This window comes from Psychrobacter sp. P11G3, from assembly GCF_001435845.1.
In the GTDB taxonomy this organism is placed as follows: domain Bacteria; phylum Pseudomonadota; class Gammaproteobacteria; order Pseudomonadales; family Moraxellaceae; genus Psychrobacter.
The window spans coordinates 2,666,091-2,682,069 of the sequence record NZ_CM003596.1 but is presented as its reverse complement, the minus strand read 5'-3'; the positions used below and the strand labels follow the sequence as shown (position 1 = coordinate 2,682,069).

The window sequence follows — 15,979 nt, the reverse complement described above, 5'->3', positions numbered from 1 at the left end:
AAATATTGGTTTAGACACTGATTTAGCCGTTGATTTAGGCATTAATTTAAACAAAATGGCTTTTAAATGCTGTAATGGTTGTATAAAGAAAGTTGTATAAAGGAAAATATGCTTTATGAGTACGCAAAATTTACTAATTATCGGTCAAGGTGATATCGGCCTGCCAGTGACCAATAAACTTGCCCAAGATGGCTATTGTGTGACTGGGCTTGCTCGTAGTGAGCGCCATCATTATGATTTGGTAGATAGTGCAGGTTTTTTGCAGGCTGATGCATTGACGCTGACGGCTGAGCAGCTACAAGCGTTTACTCATATTGCGATTATCGTCACCCCTGATGAGTATTCAACCAGCGGGTATCACGACAGTTATCTAGCGATTAGTCAGCATTTGGCAACGCTTGCTCCACAGCTCACCAAATTTGAGCGTGTGGTATTCATTTCTTCTACTGGTGTCTACGGTCAGGACAATGGTGAGTGGATTGATGAGCATACTGCACCTGTTACGCCTGCGCGTGAAGCCTCGAAATTCATATTGCAAGCAGAGCAAGCGCTGCAACAAGGCTTTGGTGATAAAGCCATTATTATTCGCCCCAGTGGTATCTACGGTCGCGAGCGCTTAATGCGACTACGTAAGGCTCGTGAGTCAGATAAAGATCCAGTGCCAGCTGAGCATTGGAGCAACCGTATTATGGATCGCGACTTGGTCAATATCATCACTAAAGTGTTGACGATAGAAACATCAAAGCCTGTTTATCTAGCGACGGACTATCGACCTGTTACTACGTTTGAGCTAGGGGTTTGGCTCAGTGAGCAGGTTGGCGAGACACCTCCTACTATTGATAATACAAAAACCTCAGTGACAGGAAAACGCTTGCACAGCAACATTCCGTTAGCTTGGCTTGATTATGCTGATTGGCAGACAGGCTACCGAGATATTTTAAATCATCAAAAGTAAGCCTTTAGAGTTAAGCCCTAAAGAGTAAAATAGCCCTTGGTATAATCGTTCTTATTTATTTTCTAGTCTATGGAGATTTCATGTCCCAGCCTTCTACTTCTGATGATCGTTTGTCTCATGCTAATCTGGCAATAGAAGGCGGGCAGCTGGCAGAAGGTCATGTGCAAAAAAAGGCTGAGCAATCGTCTATATTAGCTGATTCACAGCAACCTGCGATCGTACATCCTAACTTTGATCCCAAACAATCTCCTCTTGACCCTGCCAGACCATTAAATGATATACCTGAGCCTGCTCGTCGCCTAAATGGTCAACTGCGCAGGCTCTACGGTAACTCTACGCGGTTCTATCAGCCTAATGCAGACAGCTTATCGAAATGGTCACTGATTGCTTCAGAGGCATTGGCTGAGCATTTATCATTGCTGAATGCGGCACAGCTTATTGAATTGCCGGATAGCTTTTATCAGAATCACAGTGAGCAGCCAATAATATCGACATTATCGAATATGACATTGTTAGATATGTCAGATATTCAACAGGCGATTCGCGCTTATCCAAAACTGAACCGTTATGGGTTTTTGCCTATTGATAACTCTACAGTGACTGAATCAGATAACGATTCAAACAATGACAGCAAGGCTCAAAATTCTGCATTATCTATGCGCGCATTGACCAAACGTTATAATCCGGATGAGCTACTCAACAGTCTGTATGCCGACGATTGGCAAGTGATACTACAACCGCAGCAGTTTGAAACAGGCGAGGGCAGTTTGGCCACGGATATTATGGCATGTAGCGTGGCCGTCCATGCGCTAAAGCAGTGTAGTACCCGTAAGAGTATCAATCATAGCTATAGCGCCGCAGAAATTTGTCAGCATGTGCGTAGCTACTTGCTCAGCCAGATCGTTTGTGAGCCGTCACAGCGCCACGCATATCGTCAGATTCGACTATTTGCTGGTCATATTATTGTTGCCGCTTATCATTTGGGCTGGGAGATACAAGTCCGAGCAGATGGACAAAGCTATTTTAATATCTCGTCGCGTAGTGGTTTGTTGACTCGCTACGCCAATATGCAGGATTATGAGATCAATGGTTGGTCAAGCTGATCAATAATGCGTACAATAATGCAAATTTTTTGTCCCCTCTTTTTGCTGATAGGAATGTCATAATGTCTCATGTAACACGCCCTCAAGACCCTACATTTGCATCTCATCGATTTATTCAACTGGCTCTAGACAACCAAGTGCTAAAGTTTGGTGAGTTTGTCCTAAAGTCTGGTCGTATCAGTCCGTACTTTTTTAATGCAGGCTTGCTTGCGACTGGTGAGATGTTGTCGTTACTAGCACGTGGTTACGCAGATGCCTTGGCTGAACAAATGAGTACGGCAAATAACGGCGATAATGAGCAAGAGCTGGTCATCTTTGGTGCGGCTTATAAAGGTATTCCTTTTGTCGCAGCGACGGCGCAAGCGTTATGGCTACATCATGGCATTAATGCTAAGTGGGGTTATAATCGTAAAGAAGCCAAAACTCATGGTGAAGGCGGAAATTTGGTCGGTGCTGACGTAACTGGCAAGGCCGTTTGGGTGCTTGACGACGTCATCACAGCGGGTACAGCCATGCGCGAAGTGGTCGAGATTTTAGAGCAAGCAGGCGCAAGCGTTGCTGGTATTATCGTCGCACTTGACCGTAAAGAGAAAGGTCAAGCCGAGCACTCTGCTATTCAAGAGCTTGCCGCGACACTAGAAGTGCCTGTACGTGCATTGGTCGATATCGATGATTTGATCAGTTATTTGGCCGATGACCATGGTGCACAAAACGGCCAGCATAAAGACGCGACCCAGTTAGCCAAAATGCAACACTACCGTGAGCAGTACGGCGTATAGTTGGGCACTGATGTTGTTTAATAAGTTCGTTTCATATCAACAATATAACGTAAGTGAGTCTTATCATGAGCCAACAAAAACAAGAAAAGTCGCTAAAAATACTCGTTATTATGGATCCTATCGAACGGGTCAATTATAAAAAAGACACCAGTCTCGCTATGATGTGGGCCGCTCAAGACCGTGGCCATCAGCTCGGTTATTGTCAGATTCATGACCTGTGGTTGGACCGTGGTCAGTTGATGGTTGATACGCAGCCACTGACAGTAAAGCGTGATCCTGCAGATTTCTATACATTGGGTGATAAAAGCACAGGGCCAGTCGGCGACTATGACATGATTTTGATGCGCAAAGATCCACCGTTTGATATGCGCTTTATTTATGCCACTTATATGCTAGACCATGCCAAAGCAGCAGGCGTGCTCGTGGTCAATGATCCACAAGCGATTCGCGACTGCAATGAGAAGTTATTTGCGACGTGGTTCAGCGATTATATGAGCCCAACGATTGTGACCAGCAAACAAGCACACATTCGTAAGTTCATCGCTGAACAGCAGGACGTCATCGTCAAGCCATTAGATGGTATGGGCGGCACTGGTATTTTTCGTTTAACTGCTGATAGCCCAAACATCGGAGTGACGTTAGAGATACTGACTGAGCTTGAGACTTTGCCCATCATGGCGCAGCGTTATTTGCCAGAAATCAAAGAGGGCGACAAGCGCGTATTGATCGTCGATGGAGTCGTGGTAGATTATAGTTTGGCTCGTATTCCAACCAAAGGCGAGACCCGTGGTAATCTAGCAGCTGGTGGTAGTGGCGTTGCTATGCCATTGACTGATATCGAACGCCAAGTAGCAGAAGTTGTGGCGCCAATTGTCAAAGAAAAAGGCCTAATGTTCGTTGGTCTAGACTTGATCGGTGGGCGCATCACTGAGATTAACGTTACTAGCCCAACATGCGTACGTGAGATTGATGATCAATGCGGTACAGATATCGCGACCGACTTTATCGTGGCGATTGAGAATAAATTTACTGCGTAGCTTTCGCTATGTTCAGGAATATTTTGAGTTCAGGAATATTTTGACTACGTAAAACCTATATTTTGAGGTATTGTTAGTCATTAGATTTTCCTTACCGTTTATTAGCATTACACGATGCCAAGCTATGACCGATCATAGCTTGGATTTTTGTTATTTTTGCTGCATAAAGTACTGTATATAAGACAATGATTTCCTCTATACTATGCGGGCTTTGGCTAGGTCGTTATTTTTCATAATTGCTACCGCAGTAGTGAGATAAACCCTTCATATAAATAAAGTAAAGATAGGCAGGCGTTCATGAAAACACCGCATATATTGATGATGGCAGCTGGTACGGGCGGGCATGTTTTTCCAGCGCTTGCAGTGAGCGACGAGTTGACTCAGCGCGGTGCGGTGATTCATTGGTTGGGAACGCCAAACGGTATGGAAAACGGTTTGGTTGAGCCGACAGGTTATCCTTTTCATGCTATTAATATGCAAGGGCTTCGTGGCAAAGGCGTTGGTCGACTATTAAAGCTACCAATGACTCTGTTATCCGCAACGATGGCAGCCGTAAAAGTGATACGTAGTAATCAGATTGATGTGGTCGTTGGGTTCGGTGGTTATGTCACTGCACCCGGCGGTATCGCTGCACGTATGACTAATACGCCATTGATTATCCATGAGCAGAATGCTATTGCTGGCATGAGTAACCGCTACTTATCTAAACTGTCGACCAAAACATTACAAGCGTTCGAGAATACCTTTGCCAATAGTCAGCAAGATGCAAAACTTGAGACAGTGGGCAATCCTGTGCGTAATGCCATTACTGGTGTCGCAGAGCCAACGGTACGCTACGATGTAAATGACAGTTCACCACTTAAACTGTTGGTAGTCGGCGGTTCACTTGGCGCTCAGGTATTAAATGATACAGTACCAAAAGCGTTAGCATTACTAGATCAGCCATTTGAAGTCCTACACCAGTGTGGACGCAATAATGAAGCAGCCACGCAAGCGGTTTATAGCGAACAAGAATTAAACAACCATCAGTTTACTGTACAACCGTTTATTAATGATATGGCAGCAGCTTATAACTGGGCAGATATCATCGTTTGCCGCGCAGGTGCGCTGACCGTGACCGAGATTCAAAACGTCGGAATTGCCGCTATTTTTGTACCGCTACCGCATGCAGTGGATGACCATCAGACGGCTAATGCGCGCACGCTGACCTCGCATGATGCTGCAGTTTTATTGCCACAGTCAGAGCTAACTGCCAATAGTTTAAGTGACGAGCTTGGCGCACTCAATCGAGAGAAGTGCTTGGCGATGGCGAAAAAAGGCCATGCATTGGCCAACCGTAGTGCGAGTAAGCAAGTTGCTGATATCATTTGGCAAGCGCTATAGTCTGTCATCTATACCCTTATTTGAATTTACTAAGTTTTATTGACCTTTAATAAAGAGAGATCCTTATGCCTACCTCTGCGAAAGCTCTACCTAAGCGTTTGATTGAAATACCAGAAATGCGCCGTATCCAGCATTTGCATTTCATCGGTATTGGTGGCTCAGGCATGTGTGGTATCGCTGAGGTGATGAACAATCAAGGCTATCAGGTTAGTGGTTCTGACATCGCAGAAAGCTTGGTGACTAAACGATTACAGCAGATTGGCATCGAGATATCGATAGGCCATGACTCCAAAAATATTGCCAATGCCGATGTTATCGTTGTCTCATCAGCGATTGATCGTAGCAACCCTGAAGTAAAAGCAGCACTTGAAGCTCGCCTGCCAGTAGTACGCCGCGCCGATATGCTTGGTGAATTAATGCGCTATCGTCATGGTATCGCAGTTGCTGGCGCGCATGGCAAAACGACGACGACCAGTTTGCTAACCACAATGATGGCAGAAGGACAGCTAGATCCTACTTATGTCATCGGCGGTAAGTTAAATGCGTCAGGCAAAAATGCGGCATTGGGTAGCAGCCGTTTCTTGGTAGCAGAAGCAGATGAGTCTGATGCATCGTTCTTGTCATTGCATCCGATGGCCGCGATTGTGACCAATATCGACCAAGACCATATGGAAACCTACGAAAACAGCTTTGATAAATTAAAAGCCGCTTATATCCAGTTTCTACAAAACATGCCGTTCTACGGTTTGGCAGTGGTCTGCGGTGACGATCCTGAGCTATATGCGATGATTGATGATATCGGTCGTCCAGTATTAACCTTCGGTCTTGAACCGTTCAATGACGTACAAGCTGTAGACTTAGTGACAGAAGGGACTAAGACTCATTTTACAGTACTGCGCCGTGACCGTGAGCCATTACGCCTGACGTTGAACATTCCTGGTACACATAATGTCTATAACGCTCTTGCTGCCATCACGATGGCGACCGATGAAGGCGTTGATGATGCAGCAATTGAGCGTGCTCTGCAGAAATTTGAAGGCGTGGGCCGTCGTTTTGAACAGCATGCCTCTGTCGATATCGATGATGGCAATGTCTTATTGATTGATGATTATGGTCATCACCCAAAAGAAGTCGATGCGACCATCAAAGCCGCTCGTCAAAGCTTCCCTGATCGTCGTTTAGTAATGCTATTTCAGCCACATCGTTATAGCCGTACCCGTGATTGCTACGATGATTTTGTAGAAGTGCTATCGAGCGTTGATGAGCTATTATTATTAGATGTTTATTCAGCAGGTGAGAACCCGATTATGGGCGCTGATACCAAGTCACTAGCGCGCAGTATCCGTTTGCGCGGTGAAGTTGAACCGACTATTATTGATAAAGACAATCTAGCCCCTGTTATGCAGCGTTTGCTAAAAGCCAACGACATGCTGATTACCCAAGGTGCTGGTAATGTTGGGCAAATTGCTATCGATTTGGCTGCCAATAACCTTTATATTAAGTAAGCTAAAATTTAGGGACGATCCTCATGACAACTGATAATAAAGACAATAATAGCACTCAAAATGCAGCTACCAATGATACATCTTTAGACACGACGACTCATACAAAAGACGCCAGTCAGTTTGGCAAAGTCGCCGTTATTTATGGTGGCAGTAGCAATGAGCGCAGCGTGTCTTTGGATAGTGGTGCGGCAGTATTGCAAGCACTCCAAAACCAAGGCGTTGATGCCACTCACTTTGATCCAAAGCATCAAGACATTACTGAGCTACGAAAATTTGACCGCGTGTTTAATGTTTTGCATGGTCGCGGCGGCGAAGATGGCCTGCTGCAAGGCGTACTACAGTGGTTTGATATACCGCAAACTGGTTCAGGCATTCTAGCTTCTGCATTAGGCATGGACAAAGTACGTACCAAGCAATTGTGGCAAGGTTGCGGCCTTTCAACTGCACCATTTTCATTATTGACGGCTGATACTGACTGGCAGCAAGTGGTTAATATGTTAGGTTTACCACTTATCATTAAACCAGTTCATGAAGGTTCAAGCATTGGCATGACCAAGGTTAATCATCTTGATGAGCTGCCTGCCGCTTATGCAACTGCAGTGGAATGTGGTGATGCGGTGATGGCTGAGCGCTGGATTACAGGTCGCGAATTTACGATTGTGATTATCGATGATGAAGCCTATCCAGTTATTCGCCTTGAGCCTGCCGATATCACTAATTTCTATGATTTTGAAGCCAAGTATAATCGTAACGATACCAGTTACTACATTCCCTGTGGATTGAGCGCTGCTGATGAAAAGCACCTGCAAGATTTAAGCCTTGCAGCATTTCGTGCAGTAGATGCAAAAGGCTGGGGGCGTATCGATGCCATGCAAGACGAAGCAGGCAATTTTTGGTTGCTTGAAATCAATACCGTACCAGGTATGACCAGTCATAGTTTGGTTCCGATGGCGGCCAAAGCTCGGGGACTAGATTTTGATGCACTATGCTGGCATATTTTGGCGCAAACGCTATAACTGTCAAATCAACCAAATTGAGCAGATAGTGACGACTCTTTGTGTCACTAGAGCTGCTATACCACAGCTTCATGTAAACTTGTGTAAATTCGCTGCTGCTAGTTGGTGTTTGGCTATTGTTTAACCATAAAATACGTTAATATTGTAAGAATAGGTCTATTTCGGTGATATTTATGTTGTTTTGTGAATACAACTGATAACTTATTCATAATTTAAGAAAAATGTTACGTTTAAATCAACGTAATCACTGTATATAAGCTATATTTTTAATAAAATTTGATAACATATCGACTTAATAAGCTTCTGCCAAAAATACGCAGATTTATATCAATAAATAGCATGATCAGTTTTATGCAAATATAGGGACAAAGGTCGTTATGGCTCAAACTGTCAACGAGGTAACTGACTTGATGAGTGATAAAGCCGGTCGCCCAAAATCTAAGATCCAAATACCGGCAACGGTAAAGTATCTATTTATGGTACTGGTCTTAGGTTTGCTAGTGCTAATATTAATGATGGGCGGCAAAGCGTTACGTGATGCGCCGCCCGCAAATATTTATGTCAGTAATCAAGGTTTGTCTGCTGCTCAGTATGGCTCATTGCAAGACGTGATGGAACAACAACAAGTAAGTAGCTTCTTTACTTCTGATTTGCAAGCATTGCGAGATATTACAATGGGCTTAGCCTGGGTAGACCAAGTAAGTATCTCTCGTGATTGGCAACGTGGCATCGTCGTCAATGCGTTACCCAAACAAGCAGTTGCTAATTTTGGTACAGAACGTTTGGTCGATGCAAAAGGCGCTGTATTTGTTCCTGCTGATAGTAGAGATTTAACACAAGAGCGTTTTGCCACCCTACAAGGCGAGATGTCTCAAGCACCAGTTATTATGCAACAAATGCAGCAGGTCAATGATTGGTATGCACCGCTTGGTATGCAGGTCGAAGATATCATTCTGTCACCGAGAATGACTTGGCTAATCCGCTTTGACAATGGATTACGTGTAATTGTAGACAATGAAAATACGGCGCAAAAACTACTGAATTTAAGCCAGCTGCTTGGTAATCAGTTACGTACGCGTCGAGATGACATGCAGTCTGTAGATTTACGATACAAAAATGGCTTTACCATTGCTTGGAACGTGACACAGAGTGCTGAATCAGAATAGCCTAAGTAAGTATTACATCTATACATAACCGATGTGAACTAATACAGTTTATTTAGTTTGAAGAAAATATGTACAACATCATAGCGTATTAGTAACGCTTTTTTTAATGATTCAATAGAAGAGCGTCACTTGCTCTTCTATTTAGCGATAATTTGTCTGGTACCATGAAAAATAATGAAAATCTGGTTGTTGTCCATCTAAGTGCCACGGCAGTATATGTCGTCATAGGCAATGTTGTCTCTGCAAAAGACATTCGTATTTTGGGCGTAGGACAAGTTAAAAACAGCGATTTTTATCAAGGTCAAATAAAGCATCGTGAACGTCTGCAAGGTGCTATTAAGCAAGCCATTCAAGAAGCGGAAGACACCGCTAACTGCCGTGTGCATAGTGTTTGGTTAACGCTTGCGACCCCTGAGCTATCTAGCAAAAACAGTGCTGGAGAGGTCAAAGTAGAAGATGAAGTTGTACGTGCCAAAGACATGGTACAAGCATTGGCCAATGCAAAATCGCGTGATTTATCATCTGACTATTATTTGATGCATTGCTGTCAGCAAGGTATTTATGTCGATGAGCAAGATTTTATGGTGGATGATGTCATCGAGATGATGGCACACAATATCACCGTGATGTACCACATGATGATGATGCCTGTTGCCAGCCGTCAGAATATCCAAAAGCTATTGCAAAGTTGTGACGTCGGCATTGATCATATTGTTTTTGATGCAGTGACCAGTGCTGAGTATAGTTTGATGACTGAGGAACGCCAGCAAGGCGTTTGCTTAGTAGATATCGGTGCTAGTACGACCAGCATTTGTGTATATAAAGAAAACAAGCTGATTTTTACCCATTGCATAGCAACAGGCAGTCATGAAGTGACAATGGATATTTCAGCTGATTTTGGTATCTCTATGATTGAAGCTGAAAAACTGAAGAAATCTCATGGTACAGCTGATGTTAATAGTGTCGATCCAAGCGCCTTCTTTTTATTCAAGCCTCAAGGCTCGGGCGACGAAATCAATATTGGTATCTATAACCTAGCACGTATTATTGAAGCTCGTTACGTTCAGATATTTACTGAAGTAGCGCGTCAATTACACGAAGCAGGTTTGATAGGCTATATCGATAAAGGGATTGTGTTGACTGGCGGCGGTAGTACGATTAAAGGTATGATACCCTTTGCCAAAAAGCTACTAAAAATGCCTGTCGTACTGACCAATACTCATCCTGCTATCAGTGCTTATAATCATTTTGATAATGATGAGTCGTTTAAGCTACTAAATAGTCAAGTGAATGACCGTGCTTATCAGACGGCTTTTGGTACGTTGTTATACAGTCAAAGTGAGCAGTTTCGCCGTAGTGAGAAAAGCGAACCTGAAGCGATTCAAAACAATCGCGTATCAGGCGTGTTTCGGAGCGCGGGTCAACGGTTTGCAAATGTTTTAAAGAAAATACTATAAACCTGTTTAATATCGTATCTAGAGCATCTATACATTATGGAATACCTCTAAGTTGATTAAGCAAAAAATAAAGTAACATTGCGAATAAATTCGTTTTAAAAATAAAGTATTAAGTAATAATGACATATTATTGTCTATACTGATCGATTTTAGCCATACCCTGTTTTATTTAAATACATTTATATATAGTATGTCGATAGCGCGCCACATGAGTGCGTTACTATGTATCGACTTACACGCTATCTGCAACTGGAGAATCTTTTTTATGTCAAAATACACCATGCCAGATGATAATCAGCTTCAAAACAATGGCCAAGCAAGCTTCACTGTATTCGGTGTTGGTGGCGGCGGCGGTAATGCAGTTGAACATATGGTACAGCAAGGCATCAGAGGTGTAACGTTCGTTTGTGCCAATACAGATAAACAAGCGCTAGATCGTCTTACTGCACCGCACAAACTGCAACTGGGTGCAAAAACCAACCGTGGTCTAGGGGCAGGCGCAAATCCAGAAGTGGGTCGTGAAGCAGCAGAGAGCGAAGAAGAAGCGATTCGCGCATTGCTTGAGCACTCAGATATGGTATTTATCACTGCTGGTATGGGCGGCGGTACTGGTACAGGTGCAGCGCCAGTTGTTGCTCGTATTGCGAAAGAAATGGAAGTGCTGACAGTTGCGGTTGTGACTACGCCATTCAAATTTGAAGGTGGTAAGCGTATCAAAGCTGCTAAAGCAGGTATTGAGCAGCTGACTAACTTTGTCGACTCAATTATCACGATTCCAAATGATAAGTTGATGAGTGTATACGGCAACATCTCTATGCAAGATGCTTTCAAAAAAGCGGATGATGTATTGCTGCATGCTGTTCAAGGTATTGCGGAAACCATCGCTAGCGAAGGTATGATCAATATTGACTTTAACGATATCCGTACGGCGATGACTGCGAAAGGTCATGCGATGATGGGTATTGGCCGCGCCAGCGGTGATGATCGTGCGCGTCAAGCGACTGAAAAAGCCATCAGATCACCACTACTTGATGATTTGCGTTTAGAAAATGCAAAAGGTCTACTGGTCAACGTTATTTCTTCAGAGTCATTGTCACTAGATGAGATGAGCAAAATCAGTGCAATAGTCGAAGAAATTACTGACATCGACGACGCTCATATTTTCTACGGTTCTGTGATTGATGAAAAAATGGGTGACGACTTACATGTAACCGTCATCGCAACTGGCTTAACGTTAGACGAAAATGCAGGTCAAGAGCCAGAAGTAGTAGAGCAGCCAGTACCTTCTGTTAATAGCACTCAACCTGTTGATCCTAATGTGCATACCAGCGCTTTAAACAGTCAGAAGCAGTCACAAGCTCAGCAGTATCAAGATAGCGTTGCACGTCCTAGTGCAAGTGCACCTCAAGAGCAGCCTAAGACTAAAACAAACAGTATCCAAGACTATTTAAAGCGTCAACAGAATAAATAGTACTTCTAATTTACTGTGAGTAAGAAAAAGCCAGCGTTTTAACGTTGGCTTTTTTGTGTTTAAAGAAAGATGAACCGTTTTCTATAAGAAAAACCATGACAGTCTTCTATGTAATCTATATGTATATGACTGTCGAAACTTATGTGAGCCTCGTTGTTTTATAGCATTAGGTAGGTCATATAAAGTAAAAATCAGCAATAAGATATTGACGATAAGTGTTATCAATCAAGGAGATAAGAAAATTAGCGCTTTTTATATATAGCGAATAAGGGGTCGGTAATGGTACACTATGTCAATTGTAACAAAATATGTGAGAAGACAACCATGAACCAAAGAACCATAAAAACAGCAATAGCCGTTACGGGTACTGGTCTACATAGTGGTCAGCCTGTTGACTTGGAGTTTCATCCACAGCCGATTGACACTGGTATTGTTTTCGAGCGCTCTGATATAGAAGGTAGTCAACCAATTCCAGCGAGTGCGTTTTTAGTACAAGACACGATGATGTCATCGAACTTAGTGTTTGGTGGTACACGAGTGGGCACGGTTGAGCATCTGCTTAGTGCCATTGCTGGTCTAGGAGTAGACAATCTGTTAGTTCGTGTCTCTGCTTCAGAGATACCAATTATGGATGGTAGCGCTGCGCCTTTTGTCGCGCTCTTACTAGATGCAGGATTTTGTGAGCAAGAAGCAGCCAAGAAATTTATTAAAATTATACGCCCAGTACGAGTAAAACTAGAAGATAAATGGGCAGAGCTACGTCCTTATGAAGGGTATGAATTAAACTTTGAGATTGATTTTGATCATCCTGCGTTTGATAAGAACTTTCAGCATGCACAGTTGCAGTTCTCTACACAGAACTTTATCGAACAATTAAGTACTGCGCGTACTTTTGGATTTTTACGTGATATAGAAGCACTACGTCAAAATAACTTAGCACTTGGCGGCAGTATGGAAAACGCTATCGTTATCGATGATGCCAACATACTTAATGCAGAAGGCTTACGTTTTAACGATGAGTTTGTTCGTCATAAAATTTTAGATGCTTTGGGAGATTTGCATCTGATTGGCTACCCAATTTTAGGTCGTTTTAATGCCTATAAGTCTGGTCATGCTCTAAATAATTTATTGGTACGTGAAATACTGTCTGACGAAGATAACTTTGAAATTGTAACTTTTGATGACAATGTAACCTGTCCTATCGAGTATTTGCCACTTAGTGATTTGGTTATTGAAGGATAAATACAGGAATATACAGGAAGTATCGAAACATTTACGCAATATTACATAGACGGCTCATAATTACATTTATATAATATGCTTTATTTTGAATATATAGTCTATATAAATATATGAATTTTCCGTTAAGGCACATAATACAAAAGCTGTAGATGGTTTTTAAGTCCTTCGTTAGCTATATCCATAATCTGGATGTAACTAACGAAGGATTTTTTTTGTTCAATGCATTACAAAAATCCATCTTTATCAATGCCATCACCTGCTCTTATTTACATAACTTTACATTTAATGGTCGGTATTTTTAATGATTAATCAAACGCAAAAGAGCTTTTTTGAGATTTTCATCAGTGGTGACATGCTCTGCGGCCTGTGATATAGTCCGTTTTGTGTTCTGGCTAAGCGCCTGATTTTCATTGGCTTTACGAGAATTTGGCAAGTGCAGTGATGATGCTGATGATTGTTTAGATGAATAATTATCGATAGAGCTTTTAGCCACAACGACGCGAATTTGCTTGAGTTGTTTAAATGTAATTGACTGCTCTGTTAGTATTTGCAAATACGAGCTATGTAAATAGCGAATATGATTTGCTGCTGTCATTGAGCTAACACTTAATATCAACTGCTCAGGTGTTAAGCCTACAACCCAACAGGTATTGAGTATTTCTTCAGGTAGACAGTCTACCAATAGCGCTTTTATCTCGTTGGTTGCTTCTATATATAGTCGCATGTTGTTAGCAAGGGTTTGAGGTAGCGCGCTACCGGCAAATGCTTGATGATCTATAAGCTGGGCAAGCCGATTAGGTTGTTTTTTTGACATCGTAAGTACTCATCTAATAGGTGACAAACTCGATACTCATAACAGACATGCTAAAAGCAATATATAGCAGATGGCTTATAAGATAGTTGACTAGGTGGGAGGTACTACTGGCACTAGTCACTATTTGAAAAGAATGAACCGTTGTAATAGGGATTTTATCACGTCTATTTGATGATTATATCCTCTAAATTAATTGATGCTTCGTTACGGATGACGAGCAGACTTGTATTAACAATAGGTAGTAAATTTATGAAACAAGCTTTATTAATTTTGTCAGTATTGGGAATGGGTATCGCACAGACGAGTGGTGCTGCCGAAACAACCTTTCAACCAAATAATACCTTGAGTCATACCATCACAAATATTTCTACTTCTGCGAACTATGGTTCTAGTCGCAACATCTACAGCACTAACAGTGGTGCCCATGTATATAGCAACGATGAGATCAGTCAAGCAATTGACAACCTAAGCGCTCATGCTAAGCAAAAAGAATACCAACTAGCTTCACTGACCAGTCGTTTGTCTTACGAGCAACGTCAGCAGCAAGCAAGCCGTGTACCTGACCGCAACTCTGCTCCTGCTATTGCAGCAGCAAATGCCTCTCGCGTTGCACTATCTAGAAGCTCTGGTTACTGTGCTCGCTATGTACGTAAAGCATTACAATCAGCAGGTTATGAATTTACGCCTAATCCTTCAGCCTATCAGTACGCCTCTCGTGGCACGCTAGCCCAAGCTGGCTTTACCAAGATCAGTAACGACATGGCACCACAAGTTGGTGATGTCGTTGTCTATAACCGCACGTCAAGCCGTCCACATGGTCATATCCAGATCTTTGATGGCAATGACTGGGTATCTGATTTCCGTCAAAACAGCATTAGCCCATATAGCGGTAACTACAGCTATACGACATGGCGTGACTCGCAGTATGTTGATGATGCATCAGACCGTGGTATCTACCTTGCGATGGCTGATAAATAAACATCAGTTAAATAAGATTAAAGTTTTCTCCAAACTCAGTAATGCTCTTTATGACATTACTGGGTTTTTTTTGTACTTTAAATAATTATATCTAAGAATAGCTATATTTAAATGAGTAAAGCTCATATAAACAAATCAAAGCTCAAAATTTGGCCAATAGTCGCGATTGTGAAAATCAGGAGGGGAGGCATGGCCCGAGGCAAAATATAAGTCAGTTTTGCCAAACCATAAGATGACACAAGGATGTATTTGTTCGATCCTCATGTTTGCAATAGCGTATTGTTGATTCGGTAGCTGCGTTATAGGTAGGCTAAAGCTACGCTCATAATGAGCAGGTGTCTGCGCTACCATTGGAGCTCTAGATAAATGGCTTTCTATTGATGTGGCTGCCAAATCATTATGTTTATTCCAGTTAATAGATGCGCATGTGGTTCCGTCGGTCTCGTACAAAGGTACTGGCGGTAGTATCGAAGGATTACGATAGTTCTCAAACTGATAAACAGCGTAACGGCCATCAGGACTCGCATTAATCTCTATATAAGCGTTTGCTTGCTGAAGTGGTATCTTGTGAGGTGCTACGACATCTTCATTATTAATCTTACTACCATTAACCTCACTGCCAGCAATAAAGCATTCAAGGCACGTTTCTTCCCATAGGTAATCAGTGAAATTTACTTGAGTTTGTTGCCATGTTGACCAATTGAGTTGATTTGCTAGAATTTGGCTAGACAGACTCACTTGATAGGTCAGCACCAGTTGCAAAGCTGGTTGCTGGATGATCTCTGCACTTACTTTGATAGAGATATTTTCTAGCTCTTCTATAGATACACCTAATTCCTGAGCGTCTTTCGCTATCGTCTCGGTGGCTAGACGGAGGTTAAAAGATTGGTTCATTATGGGTACATCTCGACGGTAATAGTAAAGAGGTGATAGTGACAAGAGAAAGTATACTGATTAATGGCACTAATACTATATGGTAAATATAACCGAGACTATCGAAAAACATAAAAGCCGCGAGCAAGGTGCGTCGCGGCCTTTGTATTTCATTATCGTTTGGCTATGATATAAGTGAA

At 42.5% G+C, this 15,979-nt stretch carries 14 protein-coding genes; 12 read left to right on the top strand and 2 right to left on the bottom strand.

All coding sequences use genetic code 11. The features are described from left to right. Positions 1-115 precede the first annotated feature (115 nt). The 11 genes from AK824_RS10805 to lpxC all read left to right on the top strand — a co-directional run bounded on the left by AK824_RS10805 (position 116) and on the right by lpxC (position 13,114). The gene (locus tag AK824_RS10805) at positions 116-955 is read left to right on the top strand and encodes an SDR family oxidoreductase (RefSeq protein ID WP_057761450.1); all 840 of its coding nucleotides are present in this window, start codon (positions 116-118) and stop codon (positions 953-955) included. A gap of 80 nt (positions 956-1,035) precedes the next feature. After that, the gene (locus tag AK824_RS10800) at positions 1,036-2,058 is read left to right on the top strand and encodes a hypothetical protein (protein WP_057761447.1); all 1,023 of its coding nucleotides are present in this window, start codon (positions 1,036-1,038) and stop codon (positions 2,056-2,058) included. 62 nt (positions 2,059-2,120) lie between these two features. Further along, positions 2,121-2,837 (top strand): orotate phosphoribosyltransferase, encoded by a 717-nt coding sequence (gene pyrE / locus AK824_RS10795; RefSeq protein ID WP_057761444.1) that lies wholly within the window; start codon positions 2,121-2,123, stop codon positions 2,835-2,837. Positions 2,838-2,902: 65 nt separating this feature from the next. Then, positions 2,903-3,874, top strand: a complete 972-nt coding sequence (gshB, locus tag AK824_RS10790) for a glutathione synthase (RefSeq protein WP_057761442.1) — start codon at positions 2,903-2,905, stop codon at positions 3,872-3,874. 297 nt (positions 3,875-4,171) lie between these two features. Then, on the top strand, positions 4,172-5,257 hold the full coding sequence (murG, locus tag AK824_RS10785) for an undecaprenyldiphospho-muramoylpentapeptide beta-N-acetylglucosaminyltransferase (RefSeq protein ID WP_057761441.1): 1,086 nt from the start codon (positions 4,172-4,174) through the stop codon (positions 5,255-5,257). Between the two features lie 65 nt (positions 5,258-5,322). Next, the gene (gene murC / locus AK824_RS10780; protein WP_057761439.1) at positions 5,323-6,762 is read left to right on the top strand and encodes a UDP-N-acetylmuramate--L-alanine ligase; all 1,440 of its coding nucleotides are present in this window, start codon (positions 5,323-5,325) and stop codon (positions 6,760-6,762) included. A gap of 23 nt (positions 6,763-6,785) precedes the next feature. Continuing rightward, positions 6,786-7,778 (top strand): D-alanine--D-alanine ligase, encoded by a 993-nt coding sequence (locus tag AK824_RS10775; protein ID WP_082624639.1) that lies wholly within the window; start codon positions 6,786-6,788, stop codon positions 7,776-7,778. 377 nt (positions 7,779-8,155) lie between these two features. Continuing rightward, positions 8,156-8,944 (top strand): cell division protein FtsQ/DivIB, encoded by a 789-nt coding sequence (locus tag AK824_RS10770; RefSeq protein WP_057761437.1) that lies wholly within the window; start codon positions 8,156-8,158, stop codon positions 8,942-8,944. Positions 8,945-9,108: 164 nt separating this feature from the next. Next, the gene (gene ftsA, locus AK824_RS10765; protein WP_057761435.1) at positions 9,109-10,401 is read left to right on the top strand and encodes a cell division protein FtsA; all 1,293 of its coding nucleotides are present in this window, start codon (positions 9,109-9,111) and stop codon (positions 10,399-10,401) included. A gap of 265 nt (positions 10,402-10,666) precedes the next feature. Further along, the gene (gene ftsZ / locus AK824_RS10760; RefSeq protein WP_057761433.1) at positions 10,667-11,872 is read left to right on the top strand and encodes a cell division protein FtsZ; all 1,206 of its coding nucleotides are present in this window, start codon (positions 10,667-10,669) and stop codon (positions 11,870-11,872) included. Positions 11,873-12,196: 324 nt separating this feature from the next. Further along, complete coding sequence (gene lpxC, locus AK824_RS10755) at positions 12,197-13,114, top strand: UDP-3-O-acyl-N-acetylglucosamine deacetylase (RefSeq protein WP_057762614.1); 918 nt, start codon at positions 12,197-12,199, stop codon at positions 13,112-13,114. A 298-nt stretch (positions 13,115-13,412) separates the two neighbouring features. On the opposite strand, the gene AK824_RS10750 is transcribed toward lpxC, so the two are convergent. Beyond that, the gene (locus AK824_RS10750) at positions 13,413-13,928 is read right to left on the bottom strand and encodes a hypothetical protein (protein ID WP_057761432.1); all 516 of its coding nucleotides are present in this window, start codon (positions 13,926-13,928) and stop codon (positions 13,413-13,415) included. Between the two features lie 249 nt (positions 13,929-14,177). Here AK824_RS10750 and AK824_RS10745 point away from each other — a divergent pair, with 249 nt between their 5' ends. Then, positions 14,178-14,906 (top strand): CHAP domain-containing protein, encoded by a 729-nt coding sequence (locus AK824_RS10745; protein WP_057761430.1) that lies wholly within the window; start codon positions 14,178-14,180, stop codon positions 14,904-14,906. A gap of 135 nt (positions 14,907-15,041) precedes the next feature. Here the strand turns inward: AK824_RS10745 and AK824_RS10740 are convergent, their stop codons facing one another. Then, a complete protein-coding gene (locus AK824_RS10740; protein WP_057761428.1) occupies positions 15,042-15,800 on the bottom strand; it encodes a DOMON domain-containing protein in 759 nt (252 codons plus the stop codon). Positions 15,801-15,979 lie beyond the last annotated feature (179 nt).

Excerpts from the sequence above, each read along its gene's own strand:
- AK824_RS10800 (WP_057761447.1), top strand. The coding sequence starts at position 1,036 with ATGTCCCAGCCTTCTACTTCTGATGATCGTTTGTCTCATGCTAATCTG.
- AK824_RS10770 (WP_057761437.1), top strand. The coding sequence starts at position 8,156 with ATGGCTCAAACTGTCAACGAGGTAACTGACTTGATGAGTGATAAAGCC.
- lpxC (WP_057762614.1), top strand. The coding sequence starts at position 12,197 with ATGAACCAAAGAACCATAAAAACAGCAATAGCCGTTACGGGTACTGGT.
- gshB (WP_057761442.1), top strand. The coding sequence starts at position 2,903 with ATGAGCCAACAAAAACAAGAAAAGTCGCTAAAAATACTCGTTATTATG.
- AK824_RS10775 (WP_082624639.1), top strand. The coding sequence starts at position 6,786 with ATGACAACTGATAATAAAGACAATAATAGCACTCAAAATGCAGCTACC.
- AK824_RS10750 (WP_057761432.1), bottom strand. The coding sequence starts at position 13,928 with ATGTCAAAAAAACAACCTAATCGGCTTGCCCAGCTTATAGATCATCAA.
- AK824_RS10805 (WP_057761450.1), top strand. The coding sequence starts at position 116 with ATGAGTACGCAAAATTTACTAATTATCGGTCAAGGTGATATCGGCCTG.
- murG (WP_057761441.1), top strand. The coding sequence starts at position 4,172 with ATGAAAACACCGCATATATTGATGATGGCAGCTGGTACGGGCGGGCAT.
- ftsA (WP_057761435.1), top strand. The coding sequence starts at position 9,109 with ATGAAAAATAATGAAAATCTGGTTGTTGTCCATCTAAGTGCCACGGCA.
- AK824_RS10740 (WP_057761428.1), bottom strand. The coding sequence starts at position 15,800 with ATGAACCAATCTTTTAACCTCCGTCTAGCCACCGAGACGATAGCGAAA.
- AK824_RS10745 (WP_057761430.1), top strand. The coding sequence starts at position 14,178 with ATGAAACAAGCTTTATTAATTTTGTCAGTATTGGGAATGGGTATCGCA.
- murC (WP_057761439.1), top strand. The coding sequence starts at position 5,323 with ATGCCTACCTCTGCGAAAGCTCTACCTAAGCGTTTGATTGAAATACCA.
- pyrE (WP_057761444.1), top strand. The coding sequence starts at position 2,121 with ATGTCTCATGTAACACGCCCTCAAGACCCTACATTTGCATCTCATCGA.
- ftsZ (WP_057761433.1), top strand. The coding sequence starts at position 10,667 with ATGTCAAAATACACCATGCCAGATGATAATCAGCTTCAAAACAATGGC.